Source organism: Nonomuraea guangzhouensis (genome assembly GCF_019396345.1).
GTDB classification, from domain to species: domain Bacteria; phylum Actinomycetota; class Actinomycetes; order Streptosporangiales; family Streptosporangiaceae; genus Nonomuraea; species Nonomuraea guangzhouensis.
Genome location: NZ_JAHKRM010000034.1, coordinates 102,878 through 121,616, shown reverse-complemented (window position 1 = coordinate 121,616; position 18,739 = coordinate 102,878). Strand labels below are relative to the sequence as shown.

21 protein-coding genes are annotated in these 18,739 nt (G+C 69.8%); 7 read left to right on the top strand and 14 right to left on the bottom strand.

Going from position 1 to position 18,739, the window contains the following annotated elements; translation table 11 throughout:
* The first annotated feature begins 1 nt into the window (after position 1).
* From KME78_RS50030 to hypF, 6 genes are all read left to right on the top strand, one after another.
* The gene (locus KME78_RS50030; RefSeq protein WP_219537060.1) at positions 2–442 is read left to right on the top strand and encodes an anthrone oxygenase family protein; all 441 of its coding nucleotides are present in this window, start codon (positions 2–4) and stop codon (positions 440–442) included.
* Between the two features lie 56 nt (positions 443–498).
* The gene (locus KME78_RS50025; protein ID WP_219537059.1) at positions 499–1,878 is read left to right on the top strand and encodes a cytochrome ubiquinol oxidase subunit I; all 1,380 of its coding nucleotides are present in this window, start codon (positions 499–501) and stop codon (positions 1,876–1,878) included.
* A 17-nt stretch (positions 1,879–1,895) separates the two neighbouring features.
* The gene (cydB, locus tag KME78_RS50020; RefSeq protein ID WP_219537058.1) at positions 1,896–2,879 is read left to right on the top strand and encodes a cytochrome d ubiquinol oxidase subunit II; all 984 of its coding nucleotides are present in this window, start codon (positions 1,896–1,898) and stop codon (positions 2,877–2,879) included.
* Between the two features lie 84 nt (positions 2,880–2,963).
* Complete coding sequence (locus KME78_RS50015) at positions 2,964–3,731, top strand: SIS domain-containing protein (RefSeq protein WP_246653788.1); 768 nt, start codon at positions 2,964–2,966, stop codon at positions 3,729–3,731.
* Entirely contained in the window at positions 3,728–4,423 is a 696-nt protein-coding gene (locus tag KME78_RS50010) for a D-sedoheptulose-7-phosphate isomerase (RefSeq protein WP_219537057.1), read from the top strand. Before KME78_RS50015 ends, KME78_RS50010 begins: the two co-directional genes overlap by 4 nt.
* A 3-nt stretch (positions 4,424–4,426) precedes the next feature.
* Positions 4,427–6,694, top strand: coding sequence for a carbamoyltransferase HypF (gene hypF / locus KME78_RS50005; RefSeq protein WP_219537056.1), 2,268 nt, complete (start codon positions 4,427–4,429; stop codon positions 6,692–6,694).
* Positions 6,695–6,697: 3 nt separating this feature from the next.
* On the opposite strand, the gene hypE is transcribed toward hypF, so the two are convergent.
* The 13 genes from hypE to KME78_RS49945 are packed head-to-tail and all read right to left on the bottom strand — an operon-like array spanning position 6,698 to position 16,441.
* Positions 6,698–7,771: a hydrogenase expression/formation protein HypE gene (gene hypE / locus KME78_RS50000; RefSeq protein ID WP_219537055.1), complete on the bottom strand. Its 1,074-nt coding sequence runs from the start codon at positions 7,769–7,771 to the stop codon at positions 6,698–6,700.
* Complete coding sequence (gene hypD, locus KME78_RS49995; protein WP_219537054.1) at positions 7,768–8,895, bottom strand: hydrogenase formation protein HypD; 1,128 nt, start codon at positions 8,893–8,895, stop codon at positions 7,768–7,770. Before hypD ends, hypE begins: the two co-directional genes overlap by 4 nt.
* A complete protein-coding gene (locus KME78_RS49990) occupies positions 8,892–9,164 on the bottom strand; it encodes a HypC/HybG/HupF family hydrogenase formation chaperone (protein WP_219537053.1) in 273 nt (90 codons plus the stop codon). The genes hypD and KME78_RS49990 overlap by 4 nt, the downstream gene beginning before the upstream one ends.
* A complete protein-coding gene (locus KME78_RS49985; protein ID WP_219537052.1) occupies positions 9,142–9,519 on the bottom strand; it encodes a hydrogenase maturation nickel metallochaperone HypA in 378 nt (125 codons plus the stop codon). The genes KME78_RS49990 and KME78_RS49985 overlap by 23 nt, the downstream gene beginning before the upstream one ends.
* Before the next feature lie 8 nt (positions 9,520–9,527).
* On the bottom strand, positions 9,528–9,635 hold the full coding sequence (locus KME78_RS68270) for a DUF6893 family small protein (protein ID WP_372455114.1): 108 nt from the start codon (positions 9,633–9,635) through the stop codon (positions 9,528–9,530).
* 51 nt (positions 9,636–9,686) lie between these two features.
* Positions 9,687–10,469, bottom strand: a complete 783-nt coding sequence (locus tag KME78_RS49980; protein WP_246653784.1) for a hydrogenase maturation protease — start codon at positions 10,467–10,469, stop codon at positions 9,687–9,689.
* The gene (locus tag KME78_RS49975) at positions 10,453–11,439 is read right to left on the bottom strand and encodes a hypothetical protein (protein ID WP_219537051.1); all 987 of its coding nucleotides are present in this window, start codon (positions 11,437–11,439) and stop codon (positions 10,453–10,455) included. Before KME78_RS49975 ends, KME78_RS49980 begins: the two co-directional genes overlap by 17 nt.
* 12 nt (positions 11,440–11,451) lie before the next feature.
* Positions 11,452–12,096 carry a DUF6084 family protein gene (locus KME78_RS49970; RefSeq protein WP_219537050.1) on the bottom strand — a complete coding sequence of 215 codons (645 nt, stop codon included), beginning with the start codon at positions 12,094–12,096 and terminating at the stop codon, positions 11,452–11,454.
* Positions 12,097–12,124: 28 nt separating this feature from the next.
* On the bottom strand, positions 12,125–12,337 hold the full coding sequence (locus KME78_RS49965; RefSeq protein WP_219537049.1) for a hypothetical protein: 213 nt from the start codon (positions 12,335–12,337) through the stop codon (positions 12,125–12,127).
* Entirely contained in the window at positions 12,334–13,053 is a 720-nt protein-coding gene (locus tag KME78_RS49960; RefSeq protein ID WP_219537048.1) for a DUF5947 family protein, read from the bottom strand. Before KME78_RS49960 ends, KME78_RS49965 begins: the two co-directional genes overlap by 4 nt.
* Positions 13,054–13,064: 11 nt before the next feature.
* Positions 13,065–13,580, bottom strand: coding sequence for a NifU-related iron-sulfur-binding protein (locus tag KME78_RS49955; protein WP_219537047.1), 516 nt, complete (start codon positions 13,578–13,580; stop codon positions 13,065–13,067).
* Between the two features lie 9 nt (positions 13,581–13,589).
* Positions 13,590–15,383, bottom strand: a complete 1,794-nt coding sequence (locus KME78_RS49950; RefSeq protein WP_308127429.1) for a nickel-dependent hydrogenase large subunit — start codon at positions 15,381–15,383, stop codon at positions 13,590–13,592.
* Positions 15,380–16,441: an NADH-quinone oxidoreductase subunit B family protein gene (locus tag KME78_RS49945; protein ID WP_219537046.1), complete on the bottom strand. Its 1,062-nt coding sequence runs from the start codon at positions 16,439–16,441 to the stop codon at positions 15,380–15,382. Before KME78_RS49945 ends, KME78_RS49950 begins: the two co-directional genes overlap by 4 nt.
* A gap of 261 nt (positions 16,442–16,702) precedes the next feature.
* Between KME78_RS49945 and KME78_RS49940 the strand changes: the two genes are divergently transcribed.
* Complete coding sequence (locus KME78_RS49940; protein ID WP_246653781.1) at positions 16,703–17,608, top strand: glycoside hydrolase family protein; 906 nt, start codon at positions 16,703–16,705, stop codon at positions 17,606–17,608.
* Here the strand turns inward: KME78_RS49940 and KME78_RS49935 are convergent, their stop codons facing one another.
* Entirely contained in the window at positions 17,609–18,634 is a 1,026-nt protein-coding gene (locus KME78_RS49935) for a sulfotransferase family protein (RefSeq protein WP_246653775.1), read from the bottom strand.
* Positions 18,635–18,739 lie beyond the last annotated feature (105 nt).

Here is an 18,739-nt window from a genome sequence, read left to right as displayed (position 1 = left end):
GATGTTCGAGCTCGTCAGTGTCCTGCTTTCCACCCTGGTCGTCGGGGTTTTCTGGGGGCCGTGGCTGGCGCTGAGCAGATCCATGGCGTCTTTCGAGGCGGCGGCGTTCCTGGCTATCGCCCATCGGATGAACCGGAACCTGGCCACCCCCATGACCGTTCTGATGCCCCTTGCGCTGGCCTCGATCGTTCCGGTGCTGTTCCTGTCGTACGGCAAGCAGGGCTTCTATCTGGCCTTGGTGGCGCTCGCCTTGCTTGTCGTCGCGCTGCTCGTGACCGTGGCGGTCGAGGTCCCCATCGTGAAGCAGATCGCGACCTGGACCGTCGGCACCCTGCCGGACGACTGGCAGCGACTCCGTGATCGCTGGGTGTCCTTCCATATCGTCCGGGTGGTCGCGGGCATCGCGGGACTCGCCTTCCTCGTGGCCGCAGCGATCTTCTGACAGCGCCCAGCGTGTTATGACAAGGCGTGCATACTCGGACACTTACAGTAAGAGTCGTGGACGCCTTGGATCTTGCGCGCTGGCAGTTCGGGGTTACTACGGTGTACCACTTCCTGTTTGTGCCGGTCACGATAGGGATGTCGCTGTTGGTGGCGATCCTGAACACAGCATGGGTGCGCACCGGCAACGTCGCCTACCTACGCGCCACCAAGTTCTTCGGCACGCTCTTCCTGATCAACTTTGCCATGGGTGTGGTGACGGGGATCGTGCAGGAGTTTCAGTTCGGGATGAACTGGAGCGCCTATTCCAGGTTCGTCGGCGATATCTTCGGCGCGCCGCTCGCGTTGGAGGCGTTGCTGGCGTTCTTTCTGGAGTCGACGTTTCTGGGGCTGTGGCTCTTCGGCTGGGGGCGGCTGCCGAAAAAGGTGCATCTCGCGTGCATCTGGATCGTCGCGTTCGGGACGATGGTGTCCGCCTACTTCATTCTGGCCGCCAACTCGTTCATGCAGTGGCCCGTGGGTTTCAAGATCAATGGGCGGGCCGAGCTGGTCGACTTCGGAGCCGTGCTGACCAACAAGGTGGTGCTGGCCACCTTTCCGCACACCATCTTCGGGTGCTGGCTGGCCGGTGGGGTGATCCTGATGGCCGTTTCCGCTTGGCATCTGGCTAGAAAGCGGGATCTGGAGGTGTTCCGTCCGTCGCTGCGGCTCGGTATCGCCGCGGTGCTGGTGGGGGCTCTGGGCACTCTTGTCTCCGGCGACATCCTTGGCAAGATCATGACGCAGACCCAGCCGATGAAGATGGCCGCCGCCGAGGCGCTCTACGAGACGCGGCAGCCCGCGCCGTTCTCCCTGTTCACCATCGGGACGCTGGACGGCACCAAGCCGATCTACCAGCTGGAGATCCCGAACCTGCTGTCACAGCTGGCCACAGGCTCGTTCGACGGCAAGGTCGAGGGCATCAACGACCTCCAGGCGGCGTACGAGCGGAAGTTCGGGCCGGGCGACTACCGCCCCTACATCCCGGTCGCCTACTGGGGTTTCCGGTTGATGATCGGGTTCGGCATGCTGTCCGCGCTGGTGGCGCTCGTCCTGCTCTGGCTGACCCGTGGGCGGCAGGTCCGGGGCGCGGGCTGGGTCTGGCGGGTCGCCGTCTGGTCGGTCGTACTGCCCTTCCTCGCGCACAGCTTCGGGTGGATCTTCACCGAGATGGCCCGGCAACCGTGGATCGTGTTCACCCAGATGAAGACCGCCCAGGGCGTCTCGCCCAGCGTCGGCGCAGGTACGGTGCTCACCTCGCTGATCGTCTTCACCCTCCTGTACGGCGGGCTGGCCCTGGTGGAGGTCGGCCTCATGATCAAGTACGGCAGAGCGACCCCACCGTCCGCCGACGACGCCGAGCCGCATGACGGCGGCGAGCCGTCGTTCGCCTACTAGCGAAGGAGGCTCGCCAAGTGGCGCTCACCGAGGTCTGGTTCGTGGCGATCACCGTCCTGTGGGTCGGGTACTTCGTCCTGGAGGGGTTTGACTTCGGCGTCGGCCTGCTGCTGCCGGTCGTGGCCCGGAACGAGACGGAACGCCGGGTGATGATCGACACGATCGGCCCCGTCTGGGACGGCAACGAGGTGTGGCTGATCACCGCCGGAGGCGCCACGTTCGCCGCGTTCCCCGAGTGGTACGCCTCGCTGTTCAGCGGGTTCTACCTGCCGCTGCTGCTGATCCTGGTGGCGCTGATCGTCCGCGGCGTGGGTTTCGAGTATCGCGGCAAACGGGACTCCGTGGCCTGGCGGCGGCGGTGGGACGCGGGCATCGTCGCCGGCTCGTTCGTGCCCGCGCTGCTGTGGGGGATCGCGTTCGCGAACATCGTGCGGGGCGTGCGACTCGACGCCGATCACGAGTACGCCGGTACGTTCTGGGACCTGCTCAACCCCTACGCGCTGCTCGGCGGGCTGACCACGCTGACCCTGTTCGCCGCGCACGGAGCCGTCTTCCTGGCGTTGAAGACCCGTGGGGAGATCAGCCGGCGCGCGGCCGGGGTGGCGCTCAGGACGGGTGTGGTGGCGGCCGTGCTCGCGGTGGTCTTCCTGGCTTGGACGCAGCTCTACGGCGGCGCGGTCGGCACGGTGATCCTGGCCGTCTTCGCCGTCGTCGCCTTCGCCTCCGCACTGGTCGCCATCGCCAGGGGCCGTCAGGGGTGGGCGTTCCTGCTGTCGGCGGTCGCCATCGGGGTGAGCGTGATCAGCCTGTTCGTGGTCCTCCACCCCAATGTCCTGCCCTCGACGATCAACCCGGCCTACAGCCTGACCGTCGAGAACGCGGCCGCGACGCCGAAGACGCTCGGCATCATGACCGGGGTCGCGGCGATCTTCCTGCCGCTGGTGGTGCTCTATCAGAGCTGGACCTACTGGGTCTTCCGCCACCGAGTCGGCTCCGCTTAGGACTTCGCTATTCGTTAACGGTCCCATGGGATTGCCAGCATTTAGGCCCGGGCAGAGCGCTCGAGAGCGCGGAAAGGACCGTCCATGACACTCGTTCTCGGCACGTCTCTCCAGGAACGAGACGCGGCGGGCCTCGCGCTGGCGGAGGATGCCGAGCGAATCGCCCGCGCGTGCCAGGACGTGGCCCGGCGATTCCAGCGGGGAGGCAGGCTGCTGAGTTTCGGCACCGGCCAGTCGGCGGCCGACGCGGCGCATCTCGCGGTGGAGTTCGTTCATCCGGTGATCGTGGGGAAGCGGGCGCTGCCGGCTGTCTCGCTGGCCAACGACGCGTCGGCGCTGAGCGGGCTCGCCCATGCGGGAGTCTTCGCGAGCCAGTTGCGGCTGCTCGGGCGGGCCGGGGACATCGCGGTGGGCATCACGATCGACGAGGCCTGCGGCGAGGTGGCGGCGGGGCTCGCGGCGGCGCGCGACCTGGGCATGATGACGCTCGCGCTGACGAAGCCCGGCGTCGAGCTGCCGGTGGTCGATCACCTTCTCGTGGCGCGCAGCGGCGATCCGCGGGTCGCCCGGGAGATCCATATGACGACATATCACGTCCTCTGGGAGTTGGTGCACGTGTTCCTGAACGACCCCCGGCTGGCGGAGGAGTGCCACGACGACGAGGTATGCGTGACCTGCTCGGACGCGGCCGTACCCGTCCGGATCACCGCCCTGCGGCCCGGACACCTCGCGCTGGCCGACACGCCCGGCGGCGAAGAGGAGATCAGCGTGCGCCTGGTCGACGCGCGAGCGGGCGACGTGGTCCTGGTGCACGCGAAAGAAGCCATCGCGGTAGTGGAGAGAAGGCCGTGACCGACGCGCTCTATCCCTTCCTGTCCCCAGCCGAGAGCGGCGACGCCGAGCCGCTGCTGTCCACGGTGGCCCGGTCCACGGTGGAGAAGGCCCGGGAGATCGTCGCGCTGCGGCGTGAGGTGCTCACCCTGCTCGGGCCGCGGATCGTCGCGTGCGGTGCGGCCCTCGCCGAGGCGTTCGCCGCCGGGGGCCGCCTGTTCACCTTCGGCAACGGCGGCAGCAGCACCGACGCCCAGGCGGTGGCCCATCTGTTCTTCGCGCCGGAACGCGGACCGGAACACGGACCAGGACACGGGCTGACGCGCAGGCCGGGAGCCAGGCGGCACGGGCTGCCGGCCATGTCGCTGACCGCCGACGTCGCGCTGCTGACCGCGCTCACCAACGACATCGGCTTCGAGGCGGTCTTCGCCCGGCAGCTCGCCGCCCTGGGCACCGCCGCGGACATCGCGATGGGCATCTCGACGAGCGGCGGCTCGCTGAACGTGGTGCGCGGACTCCAGGAGGCCAAGCGCCTCGGCATGGTGACGGTCGGGCTCGCCGGTTCGGGCGGCGGTCAAATGGCCGAGTGCGGTGCCGTCGACCACCTGCTGGTCATCCCGTCCCCGTCCGTCCATCGGATTCAGGAGGCGCAGGCCACCGTGTGCCATGTGCTGTGGGAGTCGGTCCGGCGGGCGCTGGACGAGACGGCCTGAGCGTTGGACCGGATCGTACGCTCCCGGATCCGGGTCGAGGGCATCGTCCAGGGCGTGGGGTTCCGGCCGTTCGTCCACGGCGTGGCCATCCGGCACGGCCTGTCGGGCACGGTCGCCAACGACGGATCCGGGGTGTTCATCGAGGTCGAAGGCCCTCCGGAGGCGGTGACCGCGCTGATCGAGGCGGTCCGCCGCAACCCGCCCGAGCTGGCGGTCGTGGACCGGGTGAGCGTGGAACCGGTGTCGCCCACCGGCGCCGGCGACTTCCGCATCGTCCAGAGCGTGACCTGCGGCTCCCGCCGCGCGCAGGTGTCACCGGACGCGGCGACCTGCGACGACTGCCTGGCCGAGCTGTTCGATCCGGCCGACCGCCGCTATCGGTACCCCTTCGTCAACTGCACCAACTGCGGCCCCAGGTTCACGATCATCACGTCGGTGCCGTACGACCGCGCCGCCACCACCATGCGGGCCTTCGCCATGTGTACGGCCTGCGAGGCCGAATACCGGGATCCCGGTGATCGCCGCTTCCACGCCCAGCCGGTGTGCTGCCCCGGCTGCGGTCCCAAGCTCACGCTGCACACGTCCGACGGCACGGTGCTCGCGGGCGATCCGGTGGCCGAGGCGGCGGCGCTGCTCGGCAGCGGATCCGTCCTCGCGGTGAAAGGGCTCGGGGGTCACCACCTCGCGGTGGACGCCGCCGACGAGAAGGCGGTCGCGGCCCTGCGGGCCCGCAAGCACCGCGGGGACAAGGCGTTCGCCGTGATGGCGCCGGACCTGGCCGCCGTACGAGAGCTGTGTGAGCTGGACGGTGCGGCGAGCGGGGTGGTGGCCGCCCTCACCGGCCCGCGCCGCCCGATCGTGCTGCTGCCGCGGCGCCCCGGCTGTCCCATCGCCGCCTCGGTGGCGCCCGGCAACCGTGACCTCGGCGTGCTGTTGCCGTACACGCCGCTGCACCATCTACTGGCCAGGGAGCTGGGCCGCCCTTATGTACTGACCAGCGGAAACCTGTCCGGCGAGCCGATCGCGCACCGCGACGAGGACGCGCGGCGGCTGGCCGCCGACGCCTTCCTCACCCACGATCGGCCGATCCACACGGGGCTCGACGACTCGGTGGTCCGGATCTTCCGCGACACGGAGGTGCCGGTACGGCGAGCCCGTGGGCACGCGCCCGCGCCGATCGCGCTGCCCTGGGCGTTCCCCCGGCCGGTGCTCGCCTGCGGAGCGCAGCTCAAGAGCACGTTCTGCCTGGCCAAGGGCAGCCACGCGGTCGTCTCCCAGCATCTGGGCGACCTGGAGAACTACGCGACGATGCAGGCGTTCGCCGGCGGGGTCGTCCACTTCCGGCGGCTGTTCGGCATCGAGCCGGAGGTGGTGGTCCACGACCTCCACCCGGAATACCTGTCCACCAAGTACGCCCTCACCCTCGATGGCCTTCAGCCGCTCGGCGTGCAGCACCACCACGCCCACATCGCGTCCTGCCTGGCCGACAACGGCGAGAGCGGCCCGGTCGTCGGCATCGCCCTCGACGGCACGGGCTACGGCACGGACGGCACCATCTGGGGCGGCGAGCTGCTCGTGGCCGACCTGGCGGGCTTCGAGCGGGCCGGGTATCTGGAGCCGGTGCCGATGCCCGGCGGCGTCACGGCGATCCGGCAGCCCTGGCGGATGGCCGCAGCCTTCCTGCACCGCGCCTTCGGGCCCGGCTCCTTCGACGATCTCGGGGTGGTCCGCCGCAACCAGGACCGGTGGCCGGCGGTGGCGGCCCTCCTGGTGAACGGACCGGCAGGGCCGGTGACGTCGAGCGCGGGGCGGCTGTTCGACGCGGTGGCCGCGCTCCTCGGGGTCAGGGACACCGTCACCTACGACGGACAGGCGGCGGTGGAGCTGGAGCAGCGGGCGGACCCGGGTGTCCGCGGCGGATATCCGGTCACCGTCGCCGGAACGGTCGTCCGCACCACCGAGCTGATCCGCGCGGTCGTCGGCGACCTGCGCCGGGGCGAGGCGCCGGAGGCGATCGCGGCGAGGTTCCACCACGGGCTGGCCGCGGCGGTGGTGACGGCGGCGGCCCGGGTCGCGGCCGCCACCGGTCTGGAGGTGGCCGCGCTGTCCGGCGGGGTGTTCTGCAACACCCTCCTGCTCGGCGCCGTGGTCGACGGGCTGCGCCGGCACGGCCTGCGCGTCCTGCTGCACCGGCGGGTCCCCTGCAACGACGGCGGTATCAGTCTCGGGCAGGCCGCGGTGGCGGGGGCTCGGGACCGAGCATCAGCGTAAGCTTCAGCAGATGCGTGGCAGCGGGTCGCCGACCAGCATGTCCACGATGCGGGTGCCGCCGAAGGCGGTTCTCAGCAGCACCAGGCCGGGCGGGTCCTCCCCCACCCAGCCGATGATCGCGGCTTCGGCGCCGGCCGGATGGCTCCGCATGATGTCGACCGCCCGCTCGGCGTGCTCGCCGTCGACGACGGCGACCAGCCGGCCCTCGCAGGCGACGTACAGCGGGTCGATCCCGAGTAGCTCGCAGACCCCGGTGACCTCCGGCCGGACCGGTACGGACTCCTCGTCCATCACCACGGTCACGCCCGAGGCGGTCGCCACCTCGTTCAGCACCGTGGCCACGCCGCCGCGGGTGGCGTCCCGCAACGTCCGCACCTGGGTGGGAAGGGTGTCCAGGAGGTCGGCCACCAGGCCGTTCAGCGGGGCGGTGTCCGAGAGCGTGTCCGCCTCGATGCCGAGCTCGCCGCGGGCCAGCATGATGGCCACGCCGTGCTCACCGATCGGACCGGACACGATGACCGCGTCGCCGGGCTGGGCCGCGGAGATGGACAACGTCGCCGGACGGTCGACGACGCCGACCCCCGCGGTGGTGACATAACAACCGTCGGCCTTGCCCCGCTGGACCACCTTGGTGTCGCCGGTGACGATCGAGACGCCCGCCATCTCGGCCGCGGCGGCCATCGAGGCGACGATCCGCCGCAGGTCGCCGATCGGGAACCCCTCTTCGAGGATGAACCCGGCGGACAGGTACAGCGGACGGGCGCCGCATACCGCGAGGTCGTTGACGGTGCCGTTGACCGCCAGGTCACCGATGTCGCCACCGGGGAAGAACAGCGGCGAGACCACGAACGCGTCCGTGGTGAACACCGCCCGCGAACTGCCGAGCGCCAGCGTGGCCCCGTCCTCCAGCGGGGCGAGCAGCGGATTGCGGAACGCCTCCAGGAAGATCGCGTCGATCAGGTTCCGGGTCGCCTTGCCGCCGGAGCCGTGCGCCAGCGTGATCCGTTCCTCCCGCACCACCGGGCGGCGGCGCCTGATGCGCTCGATCCGGTCGAGAACCTGCTTCTCCGTGGTCATGCCCGGGTCGCCTCCCGCACTCGTTCCCGGCTGAACCGGCCGAAGTTGTAGTACGCCGCGCACGCCCCCTCCGACGAGACCATGCAGGTCCCGATCGGCGTCTCAGGGGTGCACGCGGTGCCGAACACCTTGCACTCCCACGGTTTGAGCACACCCTTGAGCACTTCGCCGCACTGGCACGCCTTGGGGTCGGCGATGCGCGTACCGGGGATGTCGAAGATCCGCTCCGCGTCGAAGGCGGCGTACTCCTCGGCCATGCCCAGCGCCGAGTGGGAGATGAAACCGAGCCCGCGCCATTCGAAGTGCGGTCGTACCCGCATCACCGTCCCGATCGCCTCCATGGCGATCCGGTTGCCGTCCCACGGCACCACCCGCGCGTACTGGTTCTCCACCTCGCCGCGGCCCTCGGCGAGCTGGCCGAGGAGCATGTGGACCGAGTGGAGGATGTCGAGCGGCTCGAACCCGGCGACCACGAACGGCTGTCCGTAGTCGCGCGCGATGAACTCGTACGGCCGGCAGCCGATGATCGTCGAGACGTGGCCGGGCCCGATGAAGCCGTCCAGCCGCAGGTCGGGCGAGTCGAGTATCGCCTTGATGGCCGGGATGATCAGGACGTGGTTGCAGAAGACGGAGAAGTTCTCGATGCCTTCCTCGGCCGCCCGCAGCACGGTCACCGCCGTCGACGGCGCCGTGGTCTCGAAGCCGATCGCCATGAACACGACCCGCCGGTCCGGATTCGTCCGGGCGATCTTGAGGGCGTCGAGCGGCGAGTAGACCATCCGGATGTCCGCACCCTCGGCCTTGGCGTCGAGGAACGTGGACTCGCCCCCGGGCACCCGCATCATGTCGCCGAACGACGTCATGATCACATCGGGCTGACGCGCGATGTGGATGGCGTCGTCCACCCGTCCCATGGGGATGACGCAGACGGGACAGCCCGGCCCGTGCACGAGCGTCACGGCCTCCGGCAGGTAGTCCTCGATGCCGTGTTTGTAGATGGTGTGCGTGTGTCCGCCGCACACCTCCATGAACTTGTACCGGCGTCCCGGCTCGCACCGGGCCGATATCCCCGCCGCCAGCGCCCTGGCTGTGTCGGCGTCGCGGAACTCATCGACGAATCTCATGAGATGTCCGATTCCTTGAGCGCGTCGATCTCGTCGGTGTACGCCTGCCCGATCCCGTGCAGCATGTCCATCACGGCCTTGGCCTCGGACTCCGAGATCTTCGACAGGGCGAATCCCACGTGGACCAGCACCCAGTCGCCGGGCTTGAGGTCGTCGTCGGCGAGCAGCCCCATGTTGATGCGGCGGCGGACCCCGCTGACGTCCACCATGGCGAGATCGGTGTGCTCCTCGACGATCCCCACGAGCTCACCGGGGATCCCGAGGCACATCGGCTTCCCCCTCGAAGGTTTCTCCCTCGAACTGGACCGATTCCAGGACCAGTTCGTCGCCGCCGTGCACGTCCACGTCGTCGTCGCCGCACCGCGGGCAGACGGCGAGCACGTCGGTGGACTCCGAGGTGTGGCCGCAGGTGCCGCAGTCCACGGTGACGGGCGTGACGACCAGGTCGAGGGCGGCGCCCTCGGCCGCGCTGCCCAGGGCGGCGAACGCGAAGGCCTGGTCGAACGCCTCACCGACGACGGCGTGGCGGACACCGATCCGAACCCGCACGCCGGCCACCCGCCGGCCGTCCGCGTGCTGACGGACCAGGTCGACCAGTCCCTCGCACATTCCTATCTCATGCATGAACTGCCCTACATCCTTGTCATGTTCAGGTAGCGCTTGATCTCCGGCCATTGCACGGCGATCACGGCGGCAACCGCGCACAGCACCACCAGCCCCACCAGAGGCCTCTTCCTCATCCGTTTCCACCTCCTCGGTTTTCCGGAACCCCGATCCGTCGATTACTTCGATCAAGTCTCGACAAGGGACCGGACCGTCTCCAGGGCCGGGCCGAGGGCCGCGCGTACCGGCTCGCTCAGTTCGACCCGCACATCCTCGTCCGGCGCCCCGGTCATCACCGTCGCCGGTTCGCAGGCGACGACGAGCACCCGTGGCGGTATCCGGCCCAGCTCGGCGGCCAGCCGGAGCACGCGTACCGGGTCCATGCCGTGGGTCTCCATGGGCACGCCCGCCTCCGGCTCCGCCGGTTCGAGCACGGTCAGCGTGCCGGGAGCGTGGCCGCGGGGCGCGGCGTCCACGAAGATCACCAGGTCGTAGTCGCGTTGCAGGGCGTAGGCCAGGTCCATGCCGCGGATCCCGAAGTCCACCACGTCCACCCCGGGAGGCAGCGGCTCGGCCGACAGCCGCCGCGCCACCTCGACGCCGAAGCCGTCGTCGCCGAGGAAGATGTTGCCGATGCCGGCGACCAGGACGCGTGCGGTCCGGCTGTCGGCCACGATCGGCTCCACCTCCTCGGCGGAGTAGAAGAACCGGTGTCCGGGCAGCTTCGCCTCTCCCAGGTCGCGGCCCGGATCGTCCTCAAGGACGACGGCCAGATGGATGCCGCCCGCCTCGTCCTGCTCGACGCTCTCGACGACGGCGACCCGGCCGTCCAGGGCGAGGTCGAAGACGTCCGCCCGCGATCGCGGGCGCAGGCGCACCCGGCTGCCCGCGCCGAGCGTCGTGCCGTCCACGATCACGGTGTCCGGTCCCCGTCGTTCCATCCGGGCCCAGAAGTCATCCGTCGCCGTCATGACCTTCCTTCCGTAGGGTGCCGTGCAGCCGCATGAGCCGATCGGGTGAGAGCGAGACGCAGCGGTCGAGGATCTCCCGCGCCCGAGGATCGCCGTCGCGGATCTCCCGCTGCTCCTCCTCGGTCAGGGCGAGCACGCTCAGGGTCAGCAACTGGTCGATCTCGGTGGCGTCGAAGAGGTCGCCCGGACTCTCCGGGGAGATCCGGGGGTAGTCGTAGAGGATGATCGGCGCCGCGAGCATCGTGTGCCGCTCGCCCTCCTCGCCCACCATGACCGGCCAGGCGCCGGCGTTCTCGCAGCCGTCCGCCAGGGGCCGCAGTTCCTCCGGCGGGTCCGTCAGGGAGACGAACCGCCCGCGCGGCGCGTGCAGGACCAGGTGCGCGGACAGGAAGGTGTGTTTCAGCGCCTCGGTACGGCTCCCGCCCGCCCAGCCGGTCGTGTTGCCGACCTCGACGGTGATCCGGAAGACGCCGGGCCGCGGGCGTTCTGCCCTGATCTCGATCCGCCCGCGCAACGCCTGCCAGCTACGCGAAAGCGCGCCGACGCGCCGGCCGTCGGGGCCGAGCAGCCATTCGACGTCCGAGCCCTCGGCTATGTCGATGTCCACCAGGGCCGGCTGCTGGACGAGCCCCGCGAGGTCGAGCCCGAACGCGGCGACCTCCCGCTCGGCCGCCTCCTCCCTGGCCACGTGGCGCTCACCCCCGGCCACCAGCTCCGGGACCGGAACGAGGTCCGCGCCGGCCACCTCGCGGGTGACCGCGTGCAGGAAGCACACCCGGACGTCGACGGTGTCGACCGGGTCCGCCTCGATCAGGACCTGCGTACGCATCAGCGAGGGGTCGCCCGTCTCGCCGCACCGCTCCGGGTAGACGCCGCCCAGGGTCCAGCGCTGCGCGTTCTTGAGCGCCGAGCGGCGGTACGGCCACAGCAGGTAGCCCTCGTACAGCACCGCGCGCGCGATCTGTGTCACCGGGTCCATCCGTCAGCCACCGCCCGGTTCGCTCGCCAGCAGTTTCCCCACGACGTCTTCCCAGGTCGTCAACGTGTGCTGGATCTTGTAGTCGTACAGCCGGTCGAACGCCTCGCGGTCCAGCCGGAGCCAGGCGCTGCGCGGGAAGTAGTGGTCCATGACGTCCTTCCAGACCTGGACCGGCATCCGGAACGCGGCGTCGGTGTCCCAGGGGATCCGGGCCACCCGGAGCAGGCCGGCGTCGGCGTAGAAGATCGTCCCGCTGAACAGGAAGTCCAGCGGGACCTCGCCGTCCGGCAGGGTGTGGAAGTACTTGGCGACCGCCACCTCGAAGTCATAGGTGCAGCTCACGTCGATGCTCGTGATCGTGCCCCCGTCGAACCCGGGTACTTGCGTCACCACCCGCGCCCACAGCAGGCTCCTCGACGCCCGCCCCCACTCCTCGGGCGCGCCGAACAGCTCGGTGAGCCGCCGCCGGGTCGGCGGGTCGTGGCGGCGCCGCGCGTCGGCGATGCGGATCTGGGTGTCCAGCGCGAGGCTCCGGACCGGCGGCGCGCCGGTGCCGTCGATCCGCAGCGTGAACCGCACCATGGGCACGGCGGCGAAGTCCACCGCCTCGGCCTTCTCGACCGCGAACCTCAGCTCCGGCGGCTTCATGAAGCTCCCCTGCTGCCCGGTCCCGGCCTCATGCCGGGGAGAGGTTGGGCATGGCCGGGTCGATCGGGTCGCGGTCCCGCGGGTTGATGCCGGTGGATCGCGCCGCCGTCGAGAAGCCTCCGGGCAGGTGGCCCGGTTGCCGTTCGTAGTTGCCGAGCGCGTTCCCCTCGTGGACGCCCTTCAGGTGCGCGGGCGCGTCGGGCCGCACTTGGGGGCGGCCCACCTTGATGTCGCCGGTCATCGTGGAACTCCTTTCGACAGGTCCGCGGGCACGGGCTTGGCCCGGCTCCGCAGTTCGGTGAAGAAGGCGCCGACCCCGTTCCAGACGTCCTGGCCGCCGGCCAGGCCCTTCCACCGGGACCTGAGCACGGCGACGAGGGCGAAGCAGTCGTCGATCGGCACGAGCCAGTGGTCTCGCGCGCCGCCGGTCCGGTTGACCAGGAGCGCCTCCACGTCGGGGGCCAGCTGCCGCAGCACGGGGTTGGCCGCTTCCACCGAGGCCCAGGCGGCCGGGGCGGTCGCAGCCTCGACCGCTCCGGCCGGGCCGGGGTACCGGATCACGGTCCGCCCTTCGGACGTGTCGCGGCAGGCGAACGCCATCTGTACGGGGATCTCCAGGGCCTGCCAGGTGGTGTCGTCGAGGGCGAAGTCCGGCAGGTACCACCGGCGGTCGGGCACCAGGCGGTAGTGGTCGTCCTGCGCCGGTGGGTGGTCGAAGAGCAGGGCACACGGCCGGCAGGCACAACGTGGTTCGCGGACCGCCAGTTCGAGCAGGTGCCGGTGCTCGGCCGGGATGGGCGCGGCGCACAGCTCGCACCGGCACGAACCGTCGTCCCGGTCCGACCGTTCGGCCGCTCGGTCGGCGTCGCCCCGGTCCCCCGGAGACTGCTCGGCCGCTCGGTCGGCGTCGTCCCGGGCCGATCGGTCGAGGAAGCCGCGCAGGCCCCCTCGCGCCATGCCGCGCTCCCTCACGACGTCCGTGCGCCCGGGCGGCGCAGGGCGTCGATGGTGATCAGGACCGGGGGCGGGCCGAGCTCCTCGATCTCCACCCGGTCGAGCTCCGGGGCGGCGTTCCGGATCGCCTCCTCCAGCAGGGCCGACGGATCGGCCGCGCCACCGCAGCCACCGCGACCGCGCCGGAGCCGCACCCTCGCCACACCGTCCGCCACGGTCACCGCCTCGACGGCCGAGCCACCGAGCCGGGACCGTACGCGGCTCACCGCCTGCTCGACCCGGACGGACACCTCCAGCGGATGCAGGCCGTGCAGCAACAGCAGGTAGGCGACCAGTTCGTCCTCGACCAGCGCGGGCCCCAGCGCGTCCCCGCCGATCGCGAGGATCCGGGCGAGAGCCTCGCCGTACAGGTCGAGCATCGCCTGGAGCGCATCGACGGTGAGCCCGGGATCGGGCAGCGACTCGACGCTGTCCAGCAGGGCGTCGACCCGGGCCACCCGCTCGGCGGCCGCGCGGTCGGTCAGTGACATCGCCCGCCCCTATCCGGAGACGCTCGTGCCCAGCGTCGGGGAGTGCACCTGCTTGAGCACCTTCCCGTCGCCGAGGTACATGTGGACACCGCACGGGAGGCAGGGGTCGAAGCTGCGTACCGTACGCATGATGTCGATGCCCTTGAAGTTCTCCGGGCCGTTCTCCTCGAAGATGTGCATCCCCTGCACGGCGTCCTCGTACGGGCCGGGAGTGCCGTAGGTGTCGCGCGGGCTCGCGTTCCACGGCGTGGGCGGGTACGGGTGGTAGTTGGCGATCTTGCCGTCGCGGATCACCATGTGGTGGGACAGGACCCCGCGCACCGCCTCGTGGAAGCCGCAGCCGATCGCCTCATCGGGCACGTCGAAGTCGGTGAAGACCTTCGTCCGGCCGGCCCGTACCTCGGCCATCGCCTTGTCCAGGAAGTGGAAGGCCATCGCGGCGGAGTAGGCGATGAAGTAGATGCGGGCCCGGTTGCGCTCGATGGTGTTGGACCACTGGGGCACCTTCCACTCGAACCTCATCTCCGGCAGCAGCGTGCTCTTGGGCAGGTTGATCTCCACGCTGTGACCGGTCGCCTTGACGAATCCGGTGTCGACGATGCCGGCCAGCGCCGTCGTCCAGAGCCGGGCGAGCGCGCCGCCGCCGGTGTCCAGCGCGAGGTGATCGCCGGTGCGGTCGTCGTACCAGCGGGGGCTCATGACCCAGCTGTAGTTGCCGTCCGTCAGGTTCCGCTTCTGCGGTTTCGGCAGCGTCGTCTGGTTCCACGGATGACGCCGGTCCACCGGGTTGCCGAGCGGGTCGTGGGTGACGAACATCTCCTCGTTCTGCCAGTCGTCGTAGAACGAGCTGCCCAGCAGGATCCGGAGGCCGAGGTTGATGTCCACCAGGCTCGTGGTACGCAGTTCGCCGTCCAGGACGATGCCCGGGGTGACGAACATGCCCCGGCCCCACTCGCCCATCGTCCGGTAGTCGTAGTCGACGACGGCCGGGTCCTGGAAGGAACCCCAGCAGCCCAGCATGATCCGCCGCCGGCCGACCTCCTCGTACCCGGGCAGCGCCTCGTAGAAGAAGTCGAACAGGTCGTCGTTGACCGGCACGACCTTCTTGATGAAGTCAAGGACCCTGAGCAGCCGGGACAGGTAGTCGGTGAACAGCTGGGGTGTCGCCACCGTGCCCACGCCACCCGGATAGATCGTCGAGGGATGTACGTGCCGCCCCTCCATCAGGCAGAACATCTCCCTGGTGACCCGGCTCACCTGCAACGCCTCGCGGTACATCGCGCCGGTGAACGGGTTGAACGCCCGCATGATGTCGGCGATCGTCCGGTATCCGTGGACGTCGGCGTGCGGCGCCTCCGTGGTCTCCGCCCTGCGCAGCAGGCTGGGGTTGGTCTCCTTGACGATCTGCTCGCAGTAGTCGACGAACACCAGGTTGTCCTGGAACAGCGTGTGGTCGAACATGTACTCGGCCGCCTCGCCGAGATTGATGATCCACTCGCCCAGAGGTGGGGTCTTGATGCCGTACGCCATGTTCTGCGCGTAGACCGAGCAGGTCGCGTGGTTGTCGCCGCAGATGCCGCAGATACGGCTGGTGATGAAGTGCGAGTCCCGCGGGTCCTTGCCGCGCATGAACACGCTGTAGCCCCGGAACAACGAAGAGGTGCTCTTACACTCGACGACCTCGTTGTTATTGAAGTCGATCTTCGTGTAGATCCCCAGGTTGCCGATGATGCGGGTGATGGGGTCCCAGGACATCTCGACCAGTTGCCGAGTCTCCTGAGCCTCCTTGGATCGGATGGTCACCGCGTCGTTCCCTCTCGCCTAGCGCCGTTCCGGCTGTAGCCACTCGTCAACTCAGGCTCGTTGTGCCGCCACTTCGGCTCCTTGTTGACCGTCCTGTTGGTGATGCCGCGCAGTTTGCGGATGAGCGATCCGTACGCGCCGGTGGCGGTGGAGGAGACGAGCGCACCGGGTGGCTGGTCCATGAACGGCATGAACTTGTCGGGGAACCCGGGCATCGTGCAGCCGATGCAGATGCCGCCCACGTTGGGGCAGCCGCCGATCCCACCCATCCAGCCGCGCTTGGGGACGTTGCAGTTGACCACCGGACCCCAGCAGCCGATCTTGACCTGGCACTTGGGCGAGTTGTAGTCCTGGGCGAAGTCGCCCTGCTCGTAGTAGCCGGCGCGGTCGCACCCCTCGTGCACCGTCTTGCCGAACAACCAGGTCGGCCGCAGCTGCTTGTCGAGGGGGATCATGGGCGCCAGCCCCGCGGCCTGATACAGCAGCCAGGTCAGGGTCTCCATGAAGTTGTCGGGCTGCACCGGGCAGCCCGGCACGTTGATGATGGGCAGCCCACCGGCCGAGCGGAAGTCGTGGCCCAGGTAGTCGCCGAGTCCCATGCTGCCCGTCGGGTTCCCGGCCATGGCGTGGATGCCGCCGTACGTCGCGCAGGTGCCTATCGCGACCACCGCCCACGCCTGCGGCGCGAGCCGGTCGATCCACTGGTTGACGGTGATCGGCTGCCCGGTCACCGGGTCGTTCCCCATCGACGTCCAGTAACCCTCGCCGTTGATCTTCTCGTTGGGGATCGACCCCTCGACGACGAAGACGAACGGGCGCAGGCCGCCCTCCGCGGCCTGGTGGAAGGCGGCCATGAAGTCGCTGCCCGTCTCCGCCGCCAGCACCTTGTTGTGCAACGTCACCTTCGGCAGTCCGGGCACCAGGCCGAGCAGCACCTCTTCAAGGCTCGGCTGGGAAGCCGCCGTGATCGAGACCGTGTCGCCGTCGCAGCTCATGCCCTCCGAGGTCCACAGAATGTGCACCTCGTCCACAGCGGCGTCCGTCGTGGTTTCGCTCATGTCCACGGCCCCCGTCTCGGCAGTTGGGCGTAATGCGTTAGGTATCGCCGTCAATGACACGGAGTAAGCGCCCAATGCACATAGTGACCACGTCGATGGAGGAATGCGGACGACCAGGTCACTTCCCTTGCCGATTCATGGGGACCCGCGTTCCGCTCGCGGGGCCGTGTAGTATTCAGACCATTTAGGTAGGAATAAGGGAATGCAAAGGGAAGGTGTGCATCCGTGTCCAGCTCCACGCCGTGGCCTAGCCTCGACTCCATGCCGACCGACATGGACGTTCACGCAGCCCTGCTCCCCGACCCTGACCGCGCGACGGTCGCGGTCCTGCCACCGATCGCGGGCGAGGGGCACTGGGCCGGCGGGCCCAGCGCGGTCGCGGCCGACGGGCTGATCTATCTCGCCTATCGGCTGCGTCGCCCGGTCGGACAGGGACGCGGCTACGCGGTGGTGGTCGCCCGTTCGGTCGACGGTGAGCGGTTCGAGACCCTGACGACCATCACCCGCGAGGAGATGGCCGCCGAGTCCCTGGAACGGCCGACCCTGGTGCGTACGGACGAGGGCCGCTGGCGGCTCTACCTGAGCTGCGCCACCCCTGGGACCAAGCACTGGCGGGTGGAGGTGCTGGAGAGCGACGACCCCGCCGGGTTCGACCCGCGCTCACGCGACACCGTCCTGCCCGGCGACCCCAAGACCGGCGTGAAGGACCCGGTGATCGTACGGCGGGACGGGAAGTGGCATCTGTGGGCCTCCTGCCATCCGCTGGCCGACGCCGACGAGGCCGACCGGATGGTGACCGACTACGCCACCAGCACCGACGGCCTGGAGTGGACCTGGCAGGGCACGGCGTTGAGCGGGCGGCCGGGGCTGTGGGACGGGCGTGGCGTACGGATCAGCTCGGTGCGTTTCGCCGGCGACCGGGTGCTGGCCTTCTACGACGGCCGGGCCAGCGCGGCCGAGAACTACGAGGAGCGCACCGGGATCGCCGAGGGCTCTGACCCCGGCGACCTGACCCCGCTGGGGACCGCCCCGGCGGCCATGTCGCCGCACCGGGGCGGCGGACTGCGTTACCTCGACATCGTCGACCTGCCGGACGGCCGGATCCGGCTCTACTACGAGTACACCCGCGCCGACGGGGCCCACGAGCTGCGCACCGAGCTGCGCTGATCAGGGCGGGCTGAGCTGCTCAGGGCTGGCCTGCTCAGGTCTTGGCTGGTCAGGTCTCGGCTGGTCAGGGCGGGCTGGGCGGCCGTTCCTGGACTGCCGCTGGCCGGGCGGCCGCGCGCCGACCAGGCCGCCCGAACGCTCCCGGGGCCGGAGCCAGTCGCCGAAGTCCTCGCCGGTGACCCGCTGCAGGAGCCGGATGTCCTCGGTGAAGTACGGAATGAGCTGACTCCGCTGCTCCCAGGTCAGGGGGCGGCGAGGGGCGGCCCGCCGCTGGAGCAGCTGCTCGACGGGATCGGCCAGGGCCCCGGGCAGGAGCCGCCGGGCCGTGGACAGCAGCGCGTGCCGCGGGCTGGCGTCGGGATGCGCCGTGACGTTCTCCCTCGGCGTCTCGGTCAGCAGCCCCTGCTCCACCCCGAGGAACCCGCAGATCCGGTCGAGCGTTTCGGCCGGCCGGTCGACGAGGTCCCGGTAGCGGAAGACCAGCACCTGCTCGCGCGGGAACAGCTCGTACAGGTCGGCGAGCTGCTCGCCGTACCGGCCGAGTGCCACGTAGTGCCAGAAGTGCGCCCACCCGGCGGCGATCCGCCGGCCCTCCTCCTCGCAGGCACGCACCACGTCGCCGATCGGTTCGAGCCCGGCCGACCACAGGTGGGTCCAGTTGGAGTGAGCGCGCTCGACCGGGTCACGCACGATCACGATGAGCCTGGCGTCGGGGATGGCCGCCTTGATGCGGCGTTGCGCGTCGCGGTCGTACAGGTAGAAGGGTGTGCACTCGCCGGTCAGACTGCCCGCGGGCGCCGGGGCGAACAGCGCCTCGTAGTCCGCGCGGCGCCAGACGTGCTCGCGGTACGTCTTCAGGTCGCCCGGCCCGCCTCTGGTGGGTGGCGGGCCGTCGGTGAGGAAGTACTTGGGCTCCTTGACCTGAGGCAGGTAGAGCTGTGGATGCCGCTGGAGCGCGGCGTGCAGGGCTGTCGTTCCCGCCTTGGGGACGCCTACGACCAGGAAGTTCGGCATGTGCACGGTCATCCCTCCAAATCCCTACTCCTAACTTCTAATTTCCTACCAATTATGTAGGACGTTACAAGTAGGCGTTCGGCCAGGGGATGCTCACCGTGTACGGACGCACGAATC

What these genes read in the sequence shown, in the direction of transcription:
- KME78_RS50030 (WP_219537060.1), top strand. Translation starts at nt 2, where the DNA reads ATGTTCGAGCTCGTCAGTGTCCTGCTTTCCACCCTGGTCGTCGGGGTT.
- KME78_RS50015 (WP_246653788.1), top strand. Translation starts at nt 2,964, where the DNA reads ATGACACTCGTTCTCGGCACGTCTCTCCAGGAACGAGACGCGGCGGGC.
- hypE (WP_219537055.1), bottom strand. Translation starts at nt 7,771, where the DNA reads ATGACCACGGAGAAGCAGGTTCTCGACCGGATCGAGCGCATCAGGCGC.
- hypD (WP_219537054.1), bottom strand. Translation starts at nt 8,895, where the DNA reads ATGAGATTCGTCGATGAGTTCCGCGACGCCGACACAGCCAGGGCGCTG.
- KME78_RS49990 (WP_219537053.1), bottom strand. Translation starts at nt 9,164, where the DNA reads ATGTGCCTCGGGATCCCCGGTGAGCTCGTGGGGATCGTCGAGGAGCAC.
- KME78_RS49985 (WP_219537052.1), bottom strand. Translation starts at nt 9,519, where the DNA reads ATGCATGAGATAGGAATGTGCGAGGGACTGGTCGACCTGGTCCGTCAG.
- KME78_RS68270 (WP_372455114.1), bottom strand. Translation starts at nt 9,635, where the DNA reads ATGAGGAAGAGGCCTCTGGTGGGGCTGGTGGTGCTGTGCGCGGTTGCC.
- KME78_RS49980 (WP_246653784.1), bottom strand. Translation starts at nt 10,469, where the DNA reads ATGACGGCGACGGATGACTTCTGGGCCCGGATGGAACGACGGGGACCG.
- KME78_RS49970 (WP_219537050.1), bottom strand. Translation starts at nt 12,096, where the DNA reads ATGAAGCCGCCGGAGCTGAGGTTCGCGGTCGAGAAGGCCGAGGCGGTG.
- KME78_RS49965 (WP_219537049.1), bottom strand. Translation starts at nt 12,337, where the DNA reads ATGACCGGCGACATCAAGGTGGGCCGCCCCCAAGTGCGGCCCGACGCG.
- KME78_RS49960 (WP_219537048.1), bottom strand. Translation starts at nt 13,053, where the DNA reads ATGGCGCGAGGGGGCCTGCGCGGCTTCCTCGACCGATCGGCCCGGGAC.
- KME78_RS49955 (WP_219537047.1), bottom strand. Translation starts at nt 13,580, where the DNA reads ATGTCACTGACCGACCGCGCGGCCGCCGAGCGGGTGGCCCGGGTCGAC.
- KME78_RS49945 (WP_219537046.1), bottom strand. Translation starts at nt 16,441, where the DNA reads ATGAGCGAAACCACGACGGACGCCGCTGTGGACGAGGTGCACATTCTG.
- KME78_RS49940 (WP_246653781.1), top strand. Translation starts at nt 16,703, where the DNA reads ATGCCGACCGACATGGACGTTCACGCAGCCCTGCTCCCCGACCCTGAC.
- KME78_RS49935 (WP_246653775.1), bottom strand. Translation starts at nt 18,634, where the DNA reads ATGACCGTGCACATGCCGAACTTCCTGGTCGTAGGCGTCCCCAAGGCG.